The organism is Ruminiclostridium herbifermentans (assembly GCF_005473905.2).
In the GTDB taxonomy this organism is placed as follows: domain Bacteria; phylum Bacillota; class Clostridia; order Acetivibrionales; family DSM-1351; genus Ruminiclostridium; species Ruminiclostridium herbifermentans.
The window spans coordinates 2,940,520-2,955,580 of sequence record NZ_CP061336.1 but is presented as its reverse complement, the minus strand read 5'-3'; the positions used below and the strand labels follow the sequence as shown (position 1 = coordinate 2,955,580).

17 protein-coding genes are annotated in these 15,061 nt (G+C 31.5%); 12 read left to right on the top strand and 5 right to left on the bottom strand.

All coding sequences use genetic code 11. From position 1 onward, the window contains the following. Positions 1-142: 142 nt before the first annotated feature. A complete protein-coding gene (locus EHE19_RS12050) occupies positions 143-940 on the top strand; it encodes a hypothetical protein (RefSeq protein ID WP_137698575.1) in 798 nt (265 codons plus the stop codon). 383 nt (positions 941-1,323) lie between these two features. Here the strand turns inward: EHE19_RS12050 and EHE19_RS12045 are convergent, their stop codons facing one another. Together EHE19_RS12045 and EHE19_RS12040 are read right to left on the bottom strand one after the other, a co-directional pair. Further along, on the bottom strand, positions 1,324-2,493 hold the full coding sequence (locus EHE19_RS12045; protein ID WP_137698574.1) for a class I SAM-dependent rRNA methyltransferase: 1,170 nt from the start codon (positions 2,491-2,493) through the stop codon (positions 1,324-1,326). A gap of 1 nt (position 2,494) precedes the next feature. Beyond that, positions 2,495-2,698, bottom strand: coding sequence for a DUF896 domain-containing protein (locus tag EHE19_RS12040; RefSeq protein WP_137698573.1), 204 nt, complete (start codon positions 2,696-2,698; stop codon positions 2,495-2,497). Between the two features lie 181 nt (positions 2,699-2,879). On the opposite strand from EHE19_RS12040, the gene EHE19_RS12035 reads away from it, so the two are divergent. Next, positions 2,880-3,350, top strand: coding sequence for a chemotaxis protein CheW (locus EHE19_RS12035; protein WP_137698572.1), 471 nt, complete (start codon positions 2,880-2,882; stop codon positions 3,348-3,350). A gap of 504 nt (positions 3,351-3,854) precedes the next feature. Here the strand turns inward: EHE19_RS12035 and ychF are convergent. Both ychF and EHE19_RS12025 read right to left on the bottom strand, forming a co-directional pair. Further along, positions 3,855-4,949 carry a redox-regulated ATPase YchF gene (ychF, locus tag EHE19_RS12030; protein ID WP_137698571.1) on the bottom strand — a complete coding sequence of 365 codons (1,095 nt, stop codon included), beginning with the start codon at positions 4,947-4,949 and terminating at the stop codon, positions 3,855-3,857. 97 nt (positions 4,950-5,046) lie between these two features. Next, the gene (locus EHE19_RS12025; protein ID WP_137698570.1) at positions 5,047-5,199 is read right to left on the bottom strand and encodes an aspartyl-phosphate phosphatase Spo0E family protein; all 153 of its coding nucleotides are present in this window, start codon (positions 5,197-5,199) and stop codon (positions 5,047-5,049) included. 546 nt (positions 5,200-5,745) lie between these two features. On the opposite strand from EHE19_RS12025, the gene EHE19_RS12020 reads away from it, so the two are divergent. Then, entirely contained in the window at positions 5,746-6,084 is a 339-nt protein-coding gene (locus tag EHE19_RS12020) for a helix-turn-helix domain-containing protein (RefSeq protein WP_137698569.1), read from the top strand. A gap of 311 nt (positions 6,085-6,395) precedes the next feature. Then, on the top strand, positions 6,396-6,827 hold the full coding sequence (locus EHE19_RS12015) for an NINE protein (protein ID WP_425314314.1): 432 nt from the start codon (positions 6,396-6,398) through the stop codon (positions 6,825-6,827). 97 nt (positions 6,828-6,924) lie between these two features. On the opposite strand, the gene EHE19_RS12010 is transcribed toward EHE19_RS12015, so the two are convergent. Further along, positions 6,925-7,113: a ferredoxin gene (locus EHE19_RS12010; protein WP_137698567.1), complete on the bottom strand. Its 189-nt coding sequence runs from the start codon at positions 7,111-7,113 to the stop codon at positions 6,925-6,927. Positions 7,114-7,306: 193 nt separating this feature from the next. Between EHE19_RS12010 and EHE19_RS12005 the strand changes: the two genes are divergently transcribed. The 8 genes from EHE19_RS12005 (at position 7,307) to EHE19_RS11970 (ending at position 15,027) form a co-directional block, all read left to right on the top strand. Then, positions 7,307-8,152, top strand: coding sequence for a TolB-like translocation protein (locus EHE19_RS12005; protein ID WP_137698566.1), 846 nt, complete (start codon positions 7,307-7,309; stop codon positions 8,150-8,152). Between the two features lie 622 nt (positions 8,153-8,774). Then, a complete protein-coding gene (locus EHE19_RS12000) occupies positions 8,775-9,539 on the top strand; it encodes a tRNA threonylcarbamoyladenosine dehydratase (RefSeq protein WP_137698565.1) in 765 nt (254 codons plus the stop codon). 287 nt (positions 9,540-9,826) lie between these two features. Then, positions 9,827-10,507: a hypothetical protein gene (locus tag EHE19_RS11995; RefSeq protein ID WP_137698564.1), complete on the top strand. Its 681-nt coding sequence runs from the start codon at positions 9,827-9,829 to the stop codon at positions 10,505-10,507. Between the two features lie 286 nt (positions 10,508-10,793). Next, entirely contained in the window at positions 10,794-11,000 is a 207-nt protein-coding gene (locus EHE19_RS11990; RefSeq protein ID WP_137698563.1) for a 4Fe-4S dicluster domain-containing protein, read from the top strand. Between the two features lie 105 nt (positions 11,001-11,105). After that, positions 11,106-12,164, top strand: coding sequence for a 3-methyl-2-oxobutanoate dehydrogenase subunit VorB (locus tag EHE19_RS11985; protein WP_137698562.1), 1,059 nt, complete (start codon positions 11,106-11,108; stop codon positions 12,162-12,164). Between the two features lie 23 nt (positions 12,165-12,187). Continuing rightward, positions 12,188-12,934 (top strand): thiamine pyrophosphate-dependent enzyme, encoded by a 747-nt coding sequence (locus EHE19_RS11980; RefSeq protein WP_137698561.1) that lies wholly within the window; start codon positions 12,188-12,190, stop codon positions 12,932-12,934. 3 nt (positions 12,935-12,937) lie between these two features. Next, the gene (locus tag EHE19_RS11975; RefSeq protein WP_137698560.1) at positions 12,938-13,471 is read left to right on the top strand and encodes a 2-oxoacid:ferredoxin oxidoreductase subunit gamma family protein; all 534 of its coding nucleotides are present in this window, start codon (positions 12,938-12,940) and stop codon (positions 13,469-13,471) included. Between the two features lie 197 nt (positions 13,472-13,668). Further along, positions 13,669-15,027, top strand: a complete 1,359-nt coding sequence (locus EHE19_RS11970; RefSeq protein WP_137698559.1) for a M20 family peptidase — start codon at positions 13,669-13,671, stop codon at positions 15,025-15,027. Positions 15,028-15,061 lie beyond the last annotated feature (34 nt).

The following is a 15,061-nucleotide window of genomic DNA, read 5'->3' as shown; positions in this document are numbered from 1 at the left end:
ACCAGTTATTTCGGCAACAAACCATTGATAAGTCTTACACATGGATGGATTATTATGTTGAAGAAGGTTAGTTAAGTAAATTTATCATATTCATAAAAATTAATTCAATGCAAAATATATCATAATAAATGGTGGTGATTTTATGGATAAATTATTGGAAGAATATAAAACACAAAAAAGATTACTTGTAGAAGCATTAGTCGAAAAGGAGCATATGCAAACTTACGAATCTTATGTGTTAAAAAATGATTTTGTACTTAAGTTAGGCGAACCTCGTTATGAGCTTCACAAGCTTGAACTGACTATTGCAAGGGCAAAGCTAAAGCTTGATATGATGCAGGCTTGCATAAAGTTTAAAGTGCCTATAGATACTGATAATATTGACAGGCAGCTTGAAAAGGAATTTGAAAAGCATAATAATGTGCTGAGAAATATGAAAAAAGAAATAGATAGTGTACACAATACAAATGATGAAGAGGATAAAAAAATTCAGAATATGCAGGAGTTGAAAGAGTTATATTTTTCGATTGCCTTTTATATTCATCCTGAGTTAGTTGATACTACTGATAAAAACATTAAAAGGGTATGGAAGGCAACAAAAAAGGCTTATGAAAATGGCGATATAGATAAGTTAAAGAGATTGCAAAAAAAAGTACAAAATGAGTTTAAGGATGCTGCGTTAAAAATAGAGTCTCAGGATATTGACCTTGAAAATACTGTTCTTTCTATGAGAACAAAGAGAAAGATGATAGTTTCAGAAATTGAAAGCCTTAAAAGACAATTTCCATTTACAGAAGAAAAAATACTTAAGGATGAAGAAGCTGTTAATAAATTTAAAAAAGAAATAGATTTAGACATAAAGCTGGCCAGCGAGGTACTTGATAAGCTTGAAAAGCAGATATTAGAAAAGCTGCCGGCACCAAGTAAATATATTAACTAATAAATATGAAGGAACTGTTGCAAAGCAAAAAAATATGATATATCAACGATGAACTGCTTAAATAGTACGACGTAGCAATATATATCTATAGCTTGTTCACGAAATTGAAGCTGAAATAGTTGCGGTGAAGAACAAGCACTTACGCCGACCGTATTGAACTCGGCATCCTTGTCTAGGGTTAATACTCACAGCTACTGACTTCCGCTGTGTCGGCTACAATACTTGTTCTTCACCTACTATTTCTAGCATCAATTTCTAACCGAGTTTCGCAATTAGATATATATTACACTCGCATACTATTTCTTGCAATAAACATCGGTAAATAGAAATTATTGTTTTGAAACAGTCCATTCTTTTTTAAATATAATATGTTTAATTATTTTCTAAACTACCTGCAAAATAGCACATTTTAAATATTCAGTTTCTGGAGAAGCAAGCAGGACTGGGTGGTCTTTCGCCTGTGATCTATATTCAACAACTCGTACTCTCTTTTTTGCATCAGCTGCAGCATCATATAAAATATCCATAAATAAATTGGAGTCAACATGTTGAGAGCATGAACAAGTAATTAGATAGCCTCCGCTTTTTATTATTTTCATTGCACGTAGGTTTATTTCCTTGTAACCTCTGATTGCTCCCTGAACAGCATTTTTTGTTTTTGTAAATGCTGGAGGGTCAAGTATAATTGTGTCAAAAATCTCATTGTTATCATAGTATTCACGTAAAATATCAAAGGTGTTGGCTGCTTGAAATTTAACTACATTATCTAAACCATTAATCTCAGCATTTTTTGTAGCACATTTTACAGCATGCTCAGATATATCTATTCCTAAGACACTTTTTGCTCCATATAATCCTGCGTGAAGTGCAAATGAGCCAGTATGCGTAAAGCAATCCAAAACTTTTGCATTCTTTACAAAAGGAGCAATAGCGGCTCTGTTTTCCTTTTGATCAAGAAAGAAGCCTGTTTTTTGGCCATTTTCTACGTCAACTAAAAACTTTACTCCATTTTCAGTCATTTCAACAAGAGTGTCAAAAGATCCTTTTAAAAAGCCCTTTTGCATTTCTAAGCCTTCAAGTAGTCTTACTGGAACATCATTTCTTTCATAAATGCCTCTTGGTTTTATTATTTCATCAAGTATATTGACAATATCATTTTTAAATCTATCTATTCCAAGTGCAAGTGTCTGAACAACTAAAATATCTGAAAATTTATCTACAACAAGAGCAGGCAGAAAATCTGATTCAGCAAAAATAACACGGCAGCTGTTAATGTCTGCAACTTGCTTTCTATAATTCCAAGCATTATTTATTCGATTATATAGAAATTCGAAGTTGATTTCTTCGTGCTCATATGTCAACATTCGAATTGTTATCTGGGATTTAGGGTTATAAAAACCACGTCCGAGAAATTTATTTTTGCTGCTATATACATCTACAATATCGCCTGGCTCAATATCTGCATCTATATGAGAAATATCACTTTTAAAAATCCAGGGATGTCCATATTCTGTTCTGCTTTCTTTTCCTTTAACTATAAAGGCTTTAGCCATATCAATTATCCTTTCTTAAGCTTCTTCTGTTCCCTTGTTGGTCAACTATAATAGTATTATCCAAAGTTGCTTTTAGATTTGATCTGAAAGCAGCAATATACTCTTTTCTTAGTTCATCTCTTTCCGCTAACTCTGAACTTGTAAGTGTATCTGTTTTTGCTTTTTTAGCTAATTGGTTCAGACGTTCAATTTTGCTTCTTTCCATAAAACACACATCCTATTCTTATTTAATTTTACAATTATATATACAGTCAAATAGTAACCACTAGCAAACTAGTTTATTATATCAGAAATAATGTTCTTTAAAAAGTAGTTTAGTTATGCTATTATGGAGTTATACAATTGGGATAAAATATTAAATGTACAATATTAGGGAGGATTAAAGGATGGCTGACATACAGGTTGTTATATTTAATTTGAAAAATGAGTTATGCAGTGTAGATACATCAATTGTTTATAAAATTGAAAAATATAGTGATGTTTCTCTTGTTCCAGAGATGCCAGACTATATCAGAGGCATATATAATCTTAGAGGCAGAGTTGTTCCAATTGTAGATTTGAATAAGAGATTTAATATGGGTGATTCAGAGATAACAGGTAAAACAAAGATTATTATTACTGAAAAAGATAACCAGTTATTTGGATTTATAGTTGATAATGTTCTTGAAATAATAACTCTAAATGAAAATTCAATTGACAAGTCAGAAGCAGTTTTAAAAATTAATAATAACAAATATATTAAGGGAATAGGGAAGAAGGACGAAAAGCTATTCTCAATTATTGATTTAAATGAAATTTTGAATATGAATGAGGTAAATGAAGTATTGTCAAATGATGCATTTTCAGATAATAAATAATATACTCATTATTCTCAGTTATGCATTAGACATATAAATGGAGATTTAAGCAATTAATAATTGCATGTATCAGTTTTCAATAAATGTATAAATAATAAATATATAAATAAGGTATAAATAAAAGTATTCATGAATTATACAATTGTTAATTATTCCATAAGTTATTTAAGAATACAGAAGTTATGTTAGATGCATAAGAAAATTTTACATTGACCTATATCTGATTTTAATTTTCTGTATATTACTTGCGTTCAGTATATTGATAAATACTATTTTATGTTAATATTATGTTTGCTATGTGATAAACATTTTTTATCCATTTGGATAACCTCTTTGTTATTTTATATGTGGTTGGTGAACCTGCAATTATTTTAACAAAGGGGTTATATTTTTTTTGATCATAACAATAAGCCTTTTTGAATCACACGGAGAACGTTTGGTATTCGTTAAACAGCAAAGGCTGTGCCTCTATACCGAAGCACAGCCTTTAAAAAATAGTATAAACTATACGTTAAATCTGAATAAGGTAACATCTCCGTCTTGCATAACGTAATCTTTTCCTTCCGACCTGACCAGCCCTTTTTCTTTTGCAGCAGTATATGTGCCACAACTTATTAAATCATCATATGAAACGATTTCAGCTCTAATAAAACCTCTTTCAAAATCACTGTGAATTTTCCCTGCAGCTTGAGGTGCTTTTGTTCCCTTGATAATAGTCCAAGCCCTAACCTCTTGTGGACCAGCCGTAAGGAAACTAATAAGACCAAGAATCCTGTAGCTGGCTTTAACTAATTTGTCTAAACCAGACTCTTCTAATCCCATAGCTTCAAGGAAATCAGCTTTTTCATCATCAGAAAGCTGAGCAATTTCTTCTTCGATTTTGGCGCAAATAACCATAACCTCGGAGCCTTCTTCTTGAGCAAGTTCCTTAAGTTCAGCTAAAAACTTATTTTCATTTAGGTTAGATAAATCATCTTCAGAAACATTTGCAGCATATAATACTGGTTTTGATGTGATTAAAAACAACTGGTCAACAATTTGCTGCTGCTCCTGATCGAAGCTTATTGACCTAGCAGGCTTGCCGCTTTCTAAATGTAATTTGATTTTTTCGAATACCTCTAACTCAGATAGGAATTTCTTATCCCCTGATTTCATCATTTTTTTAGTTCTATCAATTCTACGCTCCAGCATCTCCAAATCAGCAAATATGAGCTCTAAATTGATAGTTTCAACATCTCTTTTTGGACCAATTGAACCGTCAACATGAATAATGTTTCCATCTTCAAAACACCTAACAACATGAACGATAGCATCAACTTCTCTTATGTGAGATAAGAATTTATTGCCAAGTCCCTCACCTTTGCTAGCGCCCTTAACTAAACCTGCAATATCAACAAATTCAATTACTGTTGGGGTGTTTTTCTCAGGATTATACATTTTTGCAAGCATATCTAATCTTTCATCGGGAACAGCTACGATTCCAACATTTGGTTCGATAGTACAAAAAGGATAGTTAGCGCTTTCTGCGCCAGCCTTTGTAATAGCATTAAATAGAGTGCTTTTTCCTACATTTGGTAGACCTACAATACCTAGTTTCATTTATAATATCCTCTCATGGTTATTAAACATTTAAAACATCATAAAGATTATACACTTTATAATTTTTCAATGCAATAACAATGGACTCATGTTTCCATTAAATATTCTTTTTTTTTGAATACTTATAGTATTCGGTAATTAGTTCATCTAGATCATGACTGAGGGTCAAAATTGATTCACTGTCTAAGCTGCATTTTTCTATTTCGCTATTGAGTGTTTCTCTTAGCTTGTTAATCCTATCCTCTAGCATACAAAACCTCCTGCACGCATCTATCCAATAATGTGATTCTTAAGCTTGCATGATAAGTTATAATTGATCAACCAATATAATAGCATAAATGGAACGAATTACCACATGCATATATTATAAAATTCAAAATGAATTATGTCAATATTATAGTATAAAAATCTAAAAACCAAAATGCACTTTGCAATTTCAGTAAAATAAGCCTTTTACAATATATCAAAGTAATATATAACTCATATATATAACTTCATATATATGACTTCATATTTGCCATAATATACCAATGTCTTATGGATAATCAAATAAGAAATTATAATTGTAAAAAATTGCGTGCTCTTTTGTATCCTTTATGCAAACAAGTTTTAAGGTATATTTTCATATCGGCAGTGCAGCAGTTTAATTTAATATAAATTTTATAAATAACTAAACTTTCTACAAAATGTTCATTATATTTTCATTATGCAAAAGGAAATGTTTGACAATTTAAATGGTAAAATTTATAATTATACTTGAATGGAAAATGAAAAATTATATAGGAAGGAGCTGCTTATGGATATTACCGTTGGAGAGAGGTTAAAACAATTAGTAAAAGAGAAGGGCTTAGAGCAACAAGAAGTTGCGGCTCAGCTAAACATCAAATCACCAACTTTTAATGGATATGTAGGAAATAAGAGGGAGCCTTCTATATCAAGGTTGAAGCAGCTTGCAAGCTATTTTGATGTATCTGTGGATTACTTAATAGGCTATAATGATATTAGAAGTCCTTATTTAAGTCATTTGCCTGATGAGGTAAAGGAATTTGTACAAAATCCAGAAAATCAAACATATATTGAGTTGGCAATAGATATTAAAGAAAGAACACTAGAAAAAAACAGAAAAGCTTTGTAATAGCAGTTATAGAGATAGTCAATTCTAGCTTTTGCCTTTCTAAATTAGTCTATAATAGTAATCTATATTTTCTAAAATAAAAGCTGTTATGTAAACTTATGTAGATAGATTAAAAAATTAACATAAGAAGAACTTTTTCCTAAAAAAGTTAGATTAATAGCTATATTAAAATTTCTATTTGAAATTTATTATAATTTAATATATATTTAGTTTGGTTTAATGAAATATATTTTTCAGACATATTATTTCAGTAAACGTATACTTAGTTGAAATGCATTTTCAAATTGTAAAGAATAAATAAACTAAAGTATATATTAAATAAAGTAAAGGCAGGAGGTAGTATTATGTATTGCAGGAATTGTGGAAGTATAATGAATGACCAAGCTGCTATATGTGTTACTTGTGGAGTACCAGTTGGGAAAGGTAATAATTATTGTCCTATGTGTGGAGAAGCAACGGAATCAATGGCTTTGGTATGTATGAAGTGCGGAGTAAATTTAAATTCTTATGGTGAGCAGAAATCAAAGCTAGCAGCTGGTTTATTTGGCATATTCTTAGGAATGTTTGGAGTACACAGATTCTATCTTGGAAATATCGGAATTGGAGTTGCTCAGCTGCTAATAACAGTATTGACATGTTTTTTACTTTCATGGGTATCGGCTATTTGGGGATTGATAGAAGGTATATTGATACTGTCAGGTAGTATAAATAGAGATGCAAAGGGCGTTCCGTTAAGGGATTAGATTTTCATGTAATTAATTTGTGTAAGTTGATTATAAACTAAAAAAAGACCAAAAGGTCTTTTTTTAGTTTAACAATGTTGATAGTATATCATTTAGTTCAATCAATATCTATTACCGACACTGGACAACCATCCCTAGCTTCTTCTGCTTCACTTTCATTTTCTTCTGGGATATCGTCATCTATTGCTTCGGCTTTTCCTTCTTCATTCATACTAAAAACAGCAGGGCAAATTGAAACGCACAATTCACAGCCGATGCAGCCGTCTTGATCTACAGATGCTCTCATATCTTTGTCTCCTCCCAAATTCTTATTTTTCATCAAATAAAAAAATAGTAGCTCTAAACTCTTTAGCTGCTATGTATTATTGCAATAAAACTAAATAAATATACAAAAACATATCCTAGAAATTAATTTAATAGTAAATAGAATTATACTTTTTGTATAAAATACAATAGAGATGTTTTTGAGGAGACAGTATATGAAAAAGCTTTACCTATCAATATTATATGTTGTATTGCTTTCACTGTTGATTAGCAGCGCTATTTTAATAAGTAAACCTGCAGAAAAAAATATATACAAGGCTGCTAGTAATAGAAATATAAGTACTATTCATACTTATCCTGATAATCCTAATAAAATAAGAACAAGTGCTAATGATAATAGCAAATTTCGTAATGAAGCTATTACGGTCTTTTTTAATACATCTGATATTGATTTGCAAGCGTATCTTGTTGAGGATATAAGTGGTCAAGTTTCAATAAATCTAAACTATAAAATGGACGGAAAGTATATTGCGAAAAGAATAGAAGCATCTAGTGTGGCTGAAATTAGAAATATGTTTAGATTCAGAGAACAGCAAGGAGAAGGTTATAGACTCAACAATATGATATTGAACAAAGATATGAATAAAGTTTACTTTTTTGTAGAGAGAAAAAAGGAGCAAAAATACACTCAAACATCAATTTATTCATATGATTTGGTGAATTCTAAAATTGAAAGAATTACGTATGATTTAGGCGCATTTAGTAATTTTTCACTTTCACCTGATGGTAGATATAATGCATTTACTTATGAAGTTTGTCCTCAAAATATATCAGGCAATGAAAAATCAATAGTAGTAATAATCAGATGCTCTGATAATAAAATTATTTTCAACAGCAATGATGTTATTAACGATAATTCACAAAATAATTTTTATATTTATGGCTACAATTTTATCAAGTGGAAGAATAATGACATTTGTGAACTAAGTCAAGAAATAAGAGCGAAATACCAACTGAAAAATGTTGAAAAGCAAACAGTCTTATATAAGATAGAAAATTGAACTGAAATGAATTGAAAAGTATAATAATATCACAACTATATTTCGAACGGACAATCTGTACAAAAATTCTAATAAACAGCGTTCTTCATATTTGTTTTCGAATTGTGATGTTACATTGAAATTAACACTTATGCTTTAATGTTCTAAAATCACTATGACTGAAAGCATTAAAAGGTTAATTGAGTTGTTTAAATTAACTGTAATTGACGCAGATAAGCAATTAGTGTATTCTTAGTAGTGGTAATCTTTAAATGAATTATTCAACTTTCCCAGTTGAAAAGTTGTAGGTGTTAGACTTATCAATGGAAAGTTTGATTAGAAATAATTGCATGAATTAGTTGGTAAGTAAAGCTTGCTTTATTTACAAGAGTATTTAATTAATGAAATATTTGTATAACAAACTATTGATAAGATTGAATTTTGATAGATTTTTATGTGGAAAGTTTGACACATATTTACTGATAAATTATAGCTATAAATATTATAGAAATTTTCACAGATAAAAATTTAGACTTGTAATAGCAATATTTTATTGAAGTTTTTGAAATTAAGTTTTATTATTTGTAAATTTACTGTGAAAGTTTAGTGTTAATTAATGGGATTAGAATAGGAGTAAGAATATATGTTACATGAGTTTTCTAGAAGTGAACTGATTATTGGTACAGAAGGACTTAATAAACTTAAGAATAGCAAAGTTGCTGTATTTGGAATTGGCGGAGTTGGTTCATATACTGTTGAGGCACTAGTAAGATGTGGAATTGGACATATTGTTTTAATTGACGATGACTGCGTTTGCTTGACAAATATAAACAGACAGCTTCAAGCAACAAGAAAGACAGTTGGAAAGCCCAAAGTAGAGGCAATGAAAGAAAGAATTTTGGACATAAATCCAAAATGTGAAGTTTCTGTGATTCAGAAGTTCTACATGCCAGATGTAGCTGAAGAGTTTATTGATAAAAGCTATAGCTATATTGTAGATGCCATTGATACAGTGACAGCTAAAATTGATTTGGTTGTAAAAGCAAATGCTTATGGAATACCTATTATAAGTGCAATGGGTGCTGGCAATAAGGTTGACCCAACAAAGTTTGAGGTGTCAGATATATATAAAACTTCAGTAGACCCATTAGCTAAGGTTGTAAGGAAAGAACTTAGAAATAGAGGAATCAAAAAGCTTAAAGTTGTATATTCAAAGGAAGAACCTATTAAACCAGTTGAAACAGAGACATCAAGCTGCAGTAGCAGTTGTATTTGCCCATCTGGTACAACAAGAAAATGTACTGTTAAGCATCAGGTCCCTGGAAGCCTATCTTTTGTTCCATCTGTTGTGGGGTTAATTATAGCAGGAGAGGTAATTAAGGATTTAATTGGATGGGGAAAAAATTAACATAATTAATGAAATTATTCTTCAATAAAAATTTTAATCGGAAATTTTAATTTAAACTAGGCATTATATCGAGGCCCAAAATGTTCTATCTTTAATAAGTTATGGATGCACTTTGCTTTTCAGGAGACGAGAATATCTTCTGCCTCGATGAATGCTGCTAATGTGATTAAATTTTTCTATAATCAAAAATTAATCAAAAATTTTAAACAAAAAATTTCATTTTTAATCTAGGCATCATAATGCTTCAAGTAAAAGAAGATGGGTATATAAATAATTGAGGTGATTACATGTTTGAAAAACGTATAAATATTTTTACGGGTCATTTTGGCAGCGGAAAAACAGAGGTTGCTGTTAATTATGCTTTGAAACTTGCAGAAGCAGATTATAAGACTGCTATTGTTGATTTTGATATAATAAATCCATATTTCAGGACGGCAGACGCTAAAGAGGCACTTGAAAAAAATAATATCAGAGTGCTCTTGCCTAAATTTGCAAATACTAATGTTGACATACCTGCAATTCCAGCAGAAGTATACTCATTGTTTCAAGACAAGACATACAAGGTAGTACTTGACGTAGGCGGAGAAGATTTAGGTGCAAAAGCAGTTTCTAGATTTAAAGAAGAAATTATAAGTGATGATTATGAAATGTTTTTTGTAATTAATACAAAAAGAGGAATGACTGATACACCAGAAAAAATATATGAAATGATAGCAATAATTGAGGAGGGCGCAAATATCAAGATTACAAAGTTAGTTAATAACAGCAATTTGCTTGAAGAGACAACCCCTGAAATTATATTGCATGGCAATGATATTATTTCTGAGGTTTCTAGAAAAACTGGTATTCCAATAGCATTTACAGCTGGTATGGAAGAACTGATAAATGGTTTAAATAGTTATCATTTAAGCGGTTCAGAAATTTTGTCCATGAAGAAACAAATTTTCTTGCCTTGGGATAAAAAATAGAATATTTTGTACTTATAATTGTTGTGTTATTTTGATGAAATGATATAACTTTTATTTCAGTAAAAAAGTATAATAAAAATTGCATTATGTCACATTGTGTGGAATTTTAACCATTCTGAAGATAGAGATATTAACAATGCATTCTTTTATTTTATCTTTTTGAAGTTTTACGTTACTAAACTTGCAAATATAGTTAAAGAGTTTTATAATTAACAATAGTCTTGGTCTTTAATATTCTAACTAAGCAACAATCAAATAAATAAATTAAATAAGTGAGGTTTTGATAATGGCAAAAGTAAAATTCCATGAGGAAAGATGCAAAGGCTGTAAGCTTTGCGTAACAGTATGCCCAAAGAAAATTGTCATAATGAAATCTGATAAATTAAATCAGAAAGGATTTCATCCTGCTGGCGTAGATGAGATTGAAAAATGCATTGGTTGTGCTTTTTGCGCTACAATTTGTCCTGATTGCGTTATTGAGGTTGAAAAGTAATACTAATTCAAAGAATTGACATCAAAATTATAAGCTACGAACTAGTATAAATTTTTAATAAGTTTATTATGTGTCATAAAAGATGACTATTTTGGAGGGAAAGAAATGGCAGAGAAATTATTAATGAAGGGCAATGAGGTAATAGCAGAAGCAGCCTTAAGAGCTGGTTGCAGACATTATTTCGGATATCCTATTACACCACAAACAGAGATTGCCCATTATATGGCAAAGGTAATGCCAAAAGTAAATGGTACGTTTCTTCAGGCTGAAAGTGAAGTTGCAGCAATAAATATGGTGTATGGTGCAGCAGCAGCAGGTGCTCGTGTTATGACATCATCATCCAGCCCAGGAGTAAGTTTGAAGCAAGAAGGTATTTCCTATATAGCAGGAGCGGAACTTCCAGCGGTATTAGTAAATATTGTACGCTGCGGTCCTGGTTTAGGAGGTATTCAAGCAGCACAGTGTGACTACTTCCAAGCATGTAAGGGAGGAGGGCATGGCGACTATAAAAATATAGTTCTTGCTCCTTCAAGCGTACAAGAATTATATGAGTTAACTGTTGAAGCTTTTAATCTTGCTGATAAATATAGAATGCTCGTTATAATTCTTGGTGACGGTATGTTAGGTCAGATGATGGAAGCAGTTGAATTTAAGGACAAAGAAGAGATTTACCAGGATGACAAGAAGTGGGCTTGTACTGGTACTAAGATGCAGAGAGAGAGCAATGATATAACATCAATATATATTCAACCTGAAGTTCTAGAAGGCTTAAACAACAAGCTTCAAGCAAAGTACAGACAAATAGAACAAAATGAAGTTCTAGTTGAGACATATAATTGTGAAGATGCAGATATTATAGTAACTGCATATGGCACTGTTGCTCGAATAATCAAAAATGTTATTAAGATGGCTGATAAGGAAGGCATTAAAGTTGGTTTGATTCGTCCGATAACACTTTATCCATTCCCAACTGCTGCTTTTGAAAAGTATGCAGAGACTCCAAAAGCATTTCTGAGTGTTGAATTAAGTGCTGGCCAGATGGTAGAAGATGTTCGCCTTGCAATTAACGGCAAATGTCCTGTTCATTTCTACGGACGTACAGGCGGAGTAATTCCTAGCCAACTTGAAGTTTTAAATGAAATTAAGAAAATCTTAAATAAATAGGGTTTAAGAATGGAGGGTAAGAAATGGCAATTGTGTTTGAAAGACCACATGCATTAAAAGAAAAAGAACTTCACTATTGTCCTGGTTGTACACACGGTATAATTCACAGGTTAGTAGCAGAGGTAATTGATGAATTAGATATAGAAGGTATTACAATAGGTGTTTCACCTGTTGGTTGCGCATATAATAATTATGAATATTTTAACTGTGATATGGTACAGGCTGCTCATGGAAGGGCTCCAGCTGTAGCTACAGGAATAAAAAGAGTTCATCCTGACAACTATGTATTTACTTATCAGGGAGATGGGGATTTGGCAGCTATAGGAACAGCAGAAATTGTTCATGCTGCTGCTAGAGGTGAAAAAATAACCACAATATTTGTTAACAATGCTATTTATGGTATGACTTCTGGTCAGATGGCTCCTACAACATTAGTAGGTCAAGTAACAACAACTTCACCATATGGAAGAAAGCCTGAAATACATGGATTTCCAATTAACGTGTGTGAGATGCTATCTACATTAGAGGGTGCAGTTTATGTAGAAAGAACTTCTGTTCATGATGTAAAGAATATTAAAAAGACAAAAGCAGCTATTAAAAAGGCATTTCAAGTTCAAAATGCTAAAAAGGGATTCTCTATTGTTGAGGTACTTTCAACTTGCCCAACAAACTGGGGAATAAATCCTGTAGACTCACTTAAATGGTTAGAGGAAAACATGATACCGCACTATCCTCTAGGTGTATTTAAGGGAAAGGATTTGGAGGTGTAGTGTATGAAACAGCTTGATTTAATAATTGCTGGTTTTGGTGGACAGGGTATACTCTCTGCTGGTAAATTACTTGCATATGCTGGAATGCTTGAAGGAAAGCATGTTTCATGGCTTCCATCATATGGACCTGAGATGAGAGGCGGTACTGCTAACTGTAGTATTGTTATTTCTGATGATCCAATAGGTTCACCAATAATAGATTATCCAAATGCTTTAATTGCTATGAATGGCCCATCTTTGGAGAAATTTGAAAAGAGAGTTATAAAAGGCGGCTTAATTATTACAAATAGTTCATTAGTTGAGGCAAAGCCACAAAGAACTGATGTGGACTTTATTGGAGTTCCTGCAACAGAAATGGCTTCAGATATGGGTAATCTTACTTATGCAAATATAATTATTCTTGGAAAGTTATTAGGGAAAACAGGTATCGTTAAAAAAGAAAGCTTTGAAGCAGCACTTAAAAAGGTTCTCCCTGAGAAGAAACATTTCATGATTCCTGAAGAAATGAAAGCGCTTGTTGCTGGTCATGATTTATAATTAACTTTTGTACATAAATTTTGAGTAAGTTTATTTTAATATGAGTAAATTATTTTATAGTTGTAAAAATATGTAATACCCTATATACTGAATTAGTAGGTATATAGGGTATTTATATTATGTATTTATATCTACATGTGTGGATTAGATAGAAAATGTAATATTAATTTTATATAAATTATGAAAGGAATAAATGTATGGATTATAAACTAAAAGACAATAAAAATATAGATGATTTTGTACAGCGTTTATCACAGGCGCTGCAAATTAAAACTATCTCATATGAAAATATGGATATGGTAGACAAGTCGGAGTTCCTTAAATTTCATACATTTATTGAAAAATCCTTTCCTAATGTTCATAGAGTGTTGGTAAAAGAAACAATTAATGATTTTGGTATTCTTTTTAAGTGGGAGGGTACTGAGACTAATCAAGACTCTATTTTGCTGATGGCTCATATGGACGTAGTACCTGTAGAAAAAGAAACAGAAAATGAATGGTGTTTTGAACCGTTTTCAGGTAATATATCAGATGGCTATGTATGGGGACGTGGAGCACTTGATATGAAAAGTCAGCTTATGGGAATTCTTGAAGCTGTTGAAGGACTTATAATAAATGGATTTAAGCCTAGAAAAACCATTTATTTAGCCTTTGGACATGATGAAGAGGTGGGTGGTTATTTAGGAAATGCTCAGATGGCTTCTTACCTTCAATCAAAAGGAATCAAGCTATCTATGGTATTAGATGAAGGCGGATTTATTATTAAGAATGCTATAGCTGGCATGAGTTGCCTGGCTGCTTTAATCGGAATAGCTGAAAAAGGAATGACTACACTTGAACTTTTTGCAGAAAGTAATGGAGGACATTCTTCTATGCCTCCAAATAGTACTGCTATTGGAAGATTAGCAAAGTCAATATACATATTGGAAAAGAAACAGTTTAAAGCAAATATAAATAGCATATTAAAAGAGTTCTTTAAGGCTATTGCACCTAAAATGCCATTGCTGAAGAGAATTATTTTTTCAAATATATGGTTGTTTAAGCCTTTAATTATAAGAATCTTTACAAAGTTACCAAAAACTAATGCGTTAGTTAGAACCACCACTGCATTTACCATGATTGAAGGCGGATTCAAGATGAATGTACTACCTCAGCAGGCTAAAGCTGTTGCTAATTTTAGAGTAATGCCTGGAGAAACTATTGAGGATGTAAAAAAGCGAGTTGAAAAAGTAATAAAAAAGCTGGATATAACAGTAAAAGTAAATGATGTGAGTTTTAATCCTTCAAAAATAAGCCATATAGCATCAAATGAATATAAAGTAATGTGTAAAACTATAGTGTCAGTTTTTCCTGAAAGTGTAGCAGCACCATATCTTACTGTAGGTTCAACAGATTCTCGATATTATCAAAAAATCGCAAATCAGATATTTAGATTTTGTCCAATAGAAATTGAATCAGAGGACTTAGAGAGAGTTCATGGAGTAAATGAAAGAATTAGTATTGAAGGCTATAAGAAGATGATAGAATTCTTTTATTTGCTTATAGAGAGTCTTTAGAATACATATTTAGCTATGCTACATCCTGTAGCTT

What these genes read in the sequence shown, in the direction of transcription:
- EHE19_RS12050 (WP_137698575.1), top strand. Translation starts at nt 143, where the DNA reads ATGGATAAATTATTGGAAGAATATAAAACACAAAAAAGATTACTTGTA.
- EHE19_RS12045 (WP_137698574.1), bottom strand. Translation starts at nt 2,493, where the DNA reads ATGGCTAAAGCCTTTATAGTTAAAGGAAAAGAAAGCAGAACAGAATAT.
- EHE19_RS12040 (WP_137698573.1), bottom strand. Translation starts at nt 2,698, where the DNA reads ATGGAAAGAAGCAAAATTGAACGTCTGAACCAATTAGCTAAAAAAGCA.
- EHE19_RS12035 (WP_137698572.1), top strand. Translation starts at nt 2,880, where the DNA reads ATGGCTGACATACAGGTTGTTATATTTAATTTGAAAAATGAGTTATGC.
- ychF (WP_137698571.1), bottom strand. Translation starts at nt 4,949, where the DNA reads ATGAAACTAGGTATTGTAGGTCTACCAAATGTAGGAAAAAGCACTCTA.
- EHE19_RS12025 (WP_137698570.1), bottom strand. Translation starts at nt 5,199, where the DNA reads ATGCTAGAGGATAGGATTAACAAGCTAAGAGAAACACTCAATAGCGAA.
- EHE19_RS12020 (WP_137698569.1), top strand. Translation starts at nt 5,746, where the DNA reads ATGGATATTACCGTTGGAGAGAGGTTAAAACAATTAGTAAAAGAGAAG.
- EHE19_RS12010 (WP_137698567.1), bottom strand. Translation starts at nt 7,113, where the DNA reads ATGAGAGCATCTGTAGATCAAGACGGCTGCATCGGCTGTGAATTGTGC.
- EHE19_RS12005 (WP_137698566.1), top strand. Translation starts at nt 7,307, where the DNA reads ATGAAAAAGCTTTACCTATCAATATTATATGTTGTATTGCTTTCACTG.
- EHE19_RS12000 (WP_137698565.1), top strand. Translation starts at nt 8,775, where the DNA reads ATGTTACATGAGTTTTCTAGAAGTGAACTGATTATTGGTACAGAAGGA.
- EHE19_RS11995 (WP_137698564.1), top strand. Translation starts at nt 9,827, where the DNA reads ATGTTTGAAAAACGTATAAATATTTTTACGGGTCATTTTGGCAGCGGA.
- EHE19_RS11990 (WP_137698563.1), top strand. Translation starts at nt 10,794, where the DNA reads ATGGCAAAAGTAAAATTCCATGAGGAAAGATGCAAAGGCTGTAAGCTT.
- EHE19_RS11985 (WP_137698562.1), top strand. Translation starts at nt 11,106, where the DNA reads ATGGCAGAGAAATTATTAATGAAGGGCAATGAGGTAATAGCAGAAGCA.
- EHE19_RS11980 (WP_137698561.1), top strand. Translation starts at nt 12,188, where the DNA reads ATGGCAATTGTGTTTGAAAGACCACATGCATTAAAAGAAAAAGAACTT.
- EHE19_RS11975 (WP_137698560.1), top strand. Translation starts at nt 12,938, where the DNA reads ATGAAACAGCTTGATTTAATAATTGCTGGTTTTGGTGGACAGGGTATA.
- EHE19_RS11970 (WP_137698559.1), top strand. Translation starts at nt 13,669, where the DNA reads ATGGATTATAAACTAAAAGACAATAAAAATATAGATGATTTTGTACAG.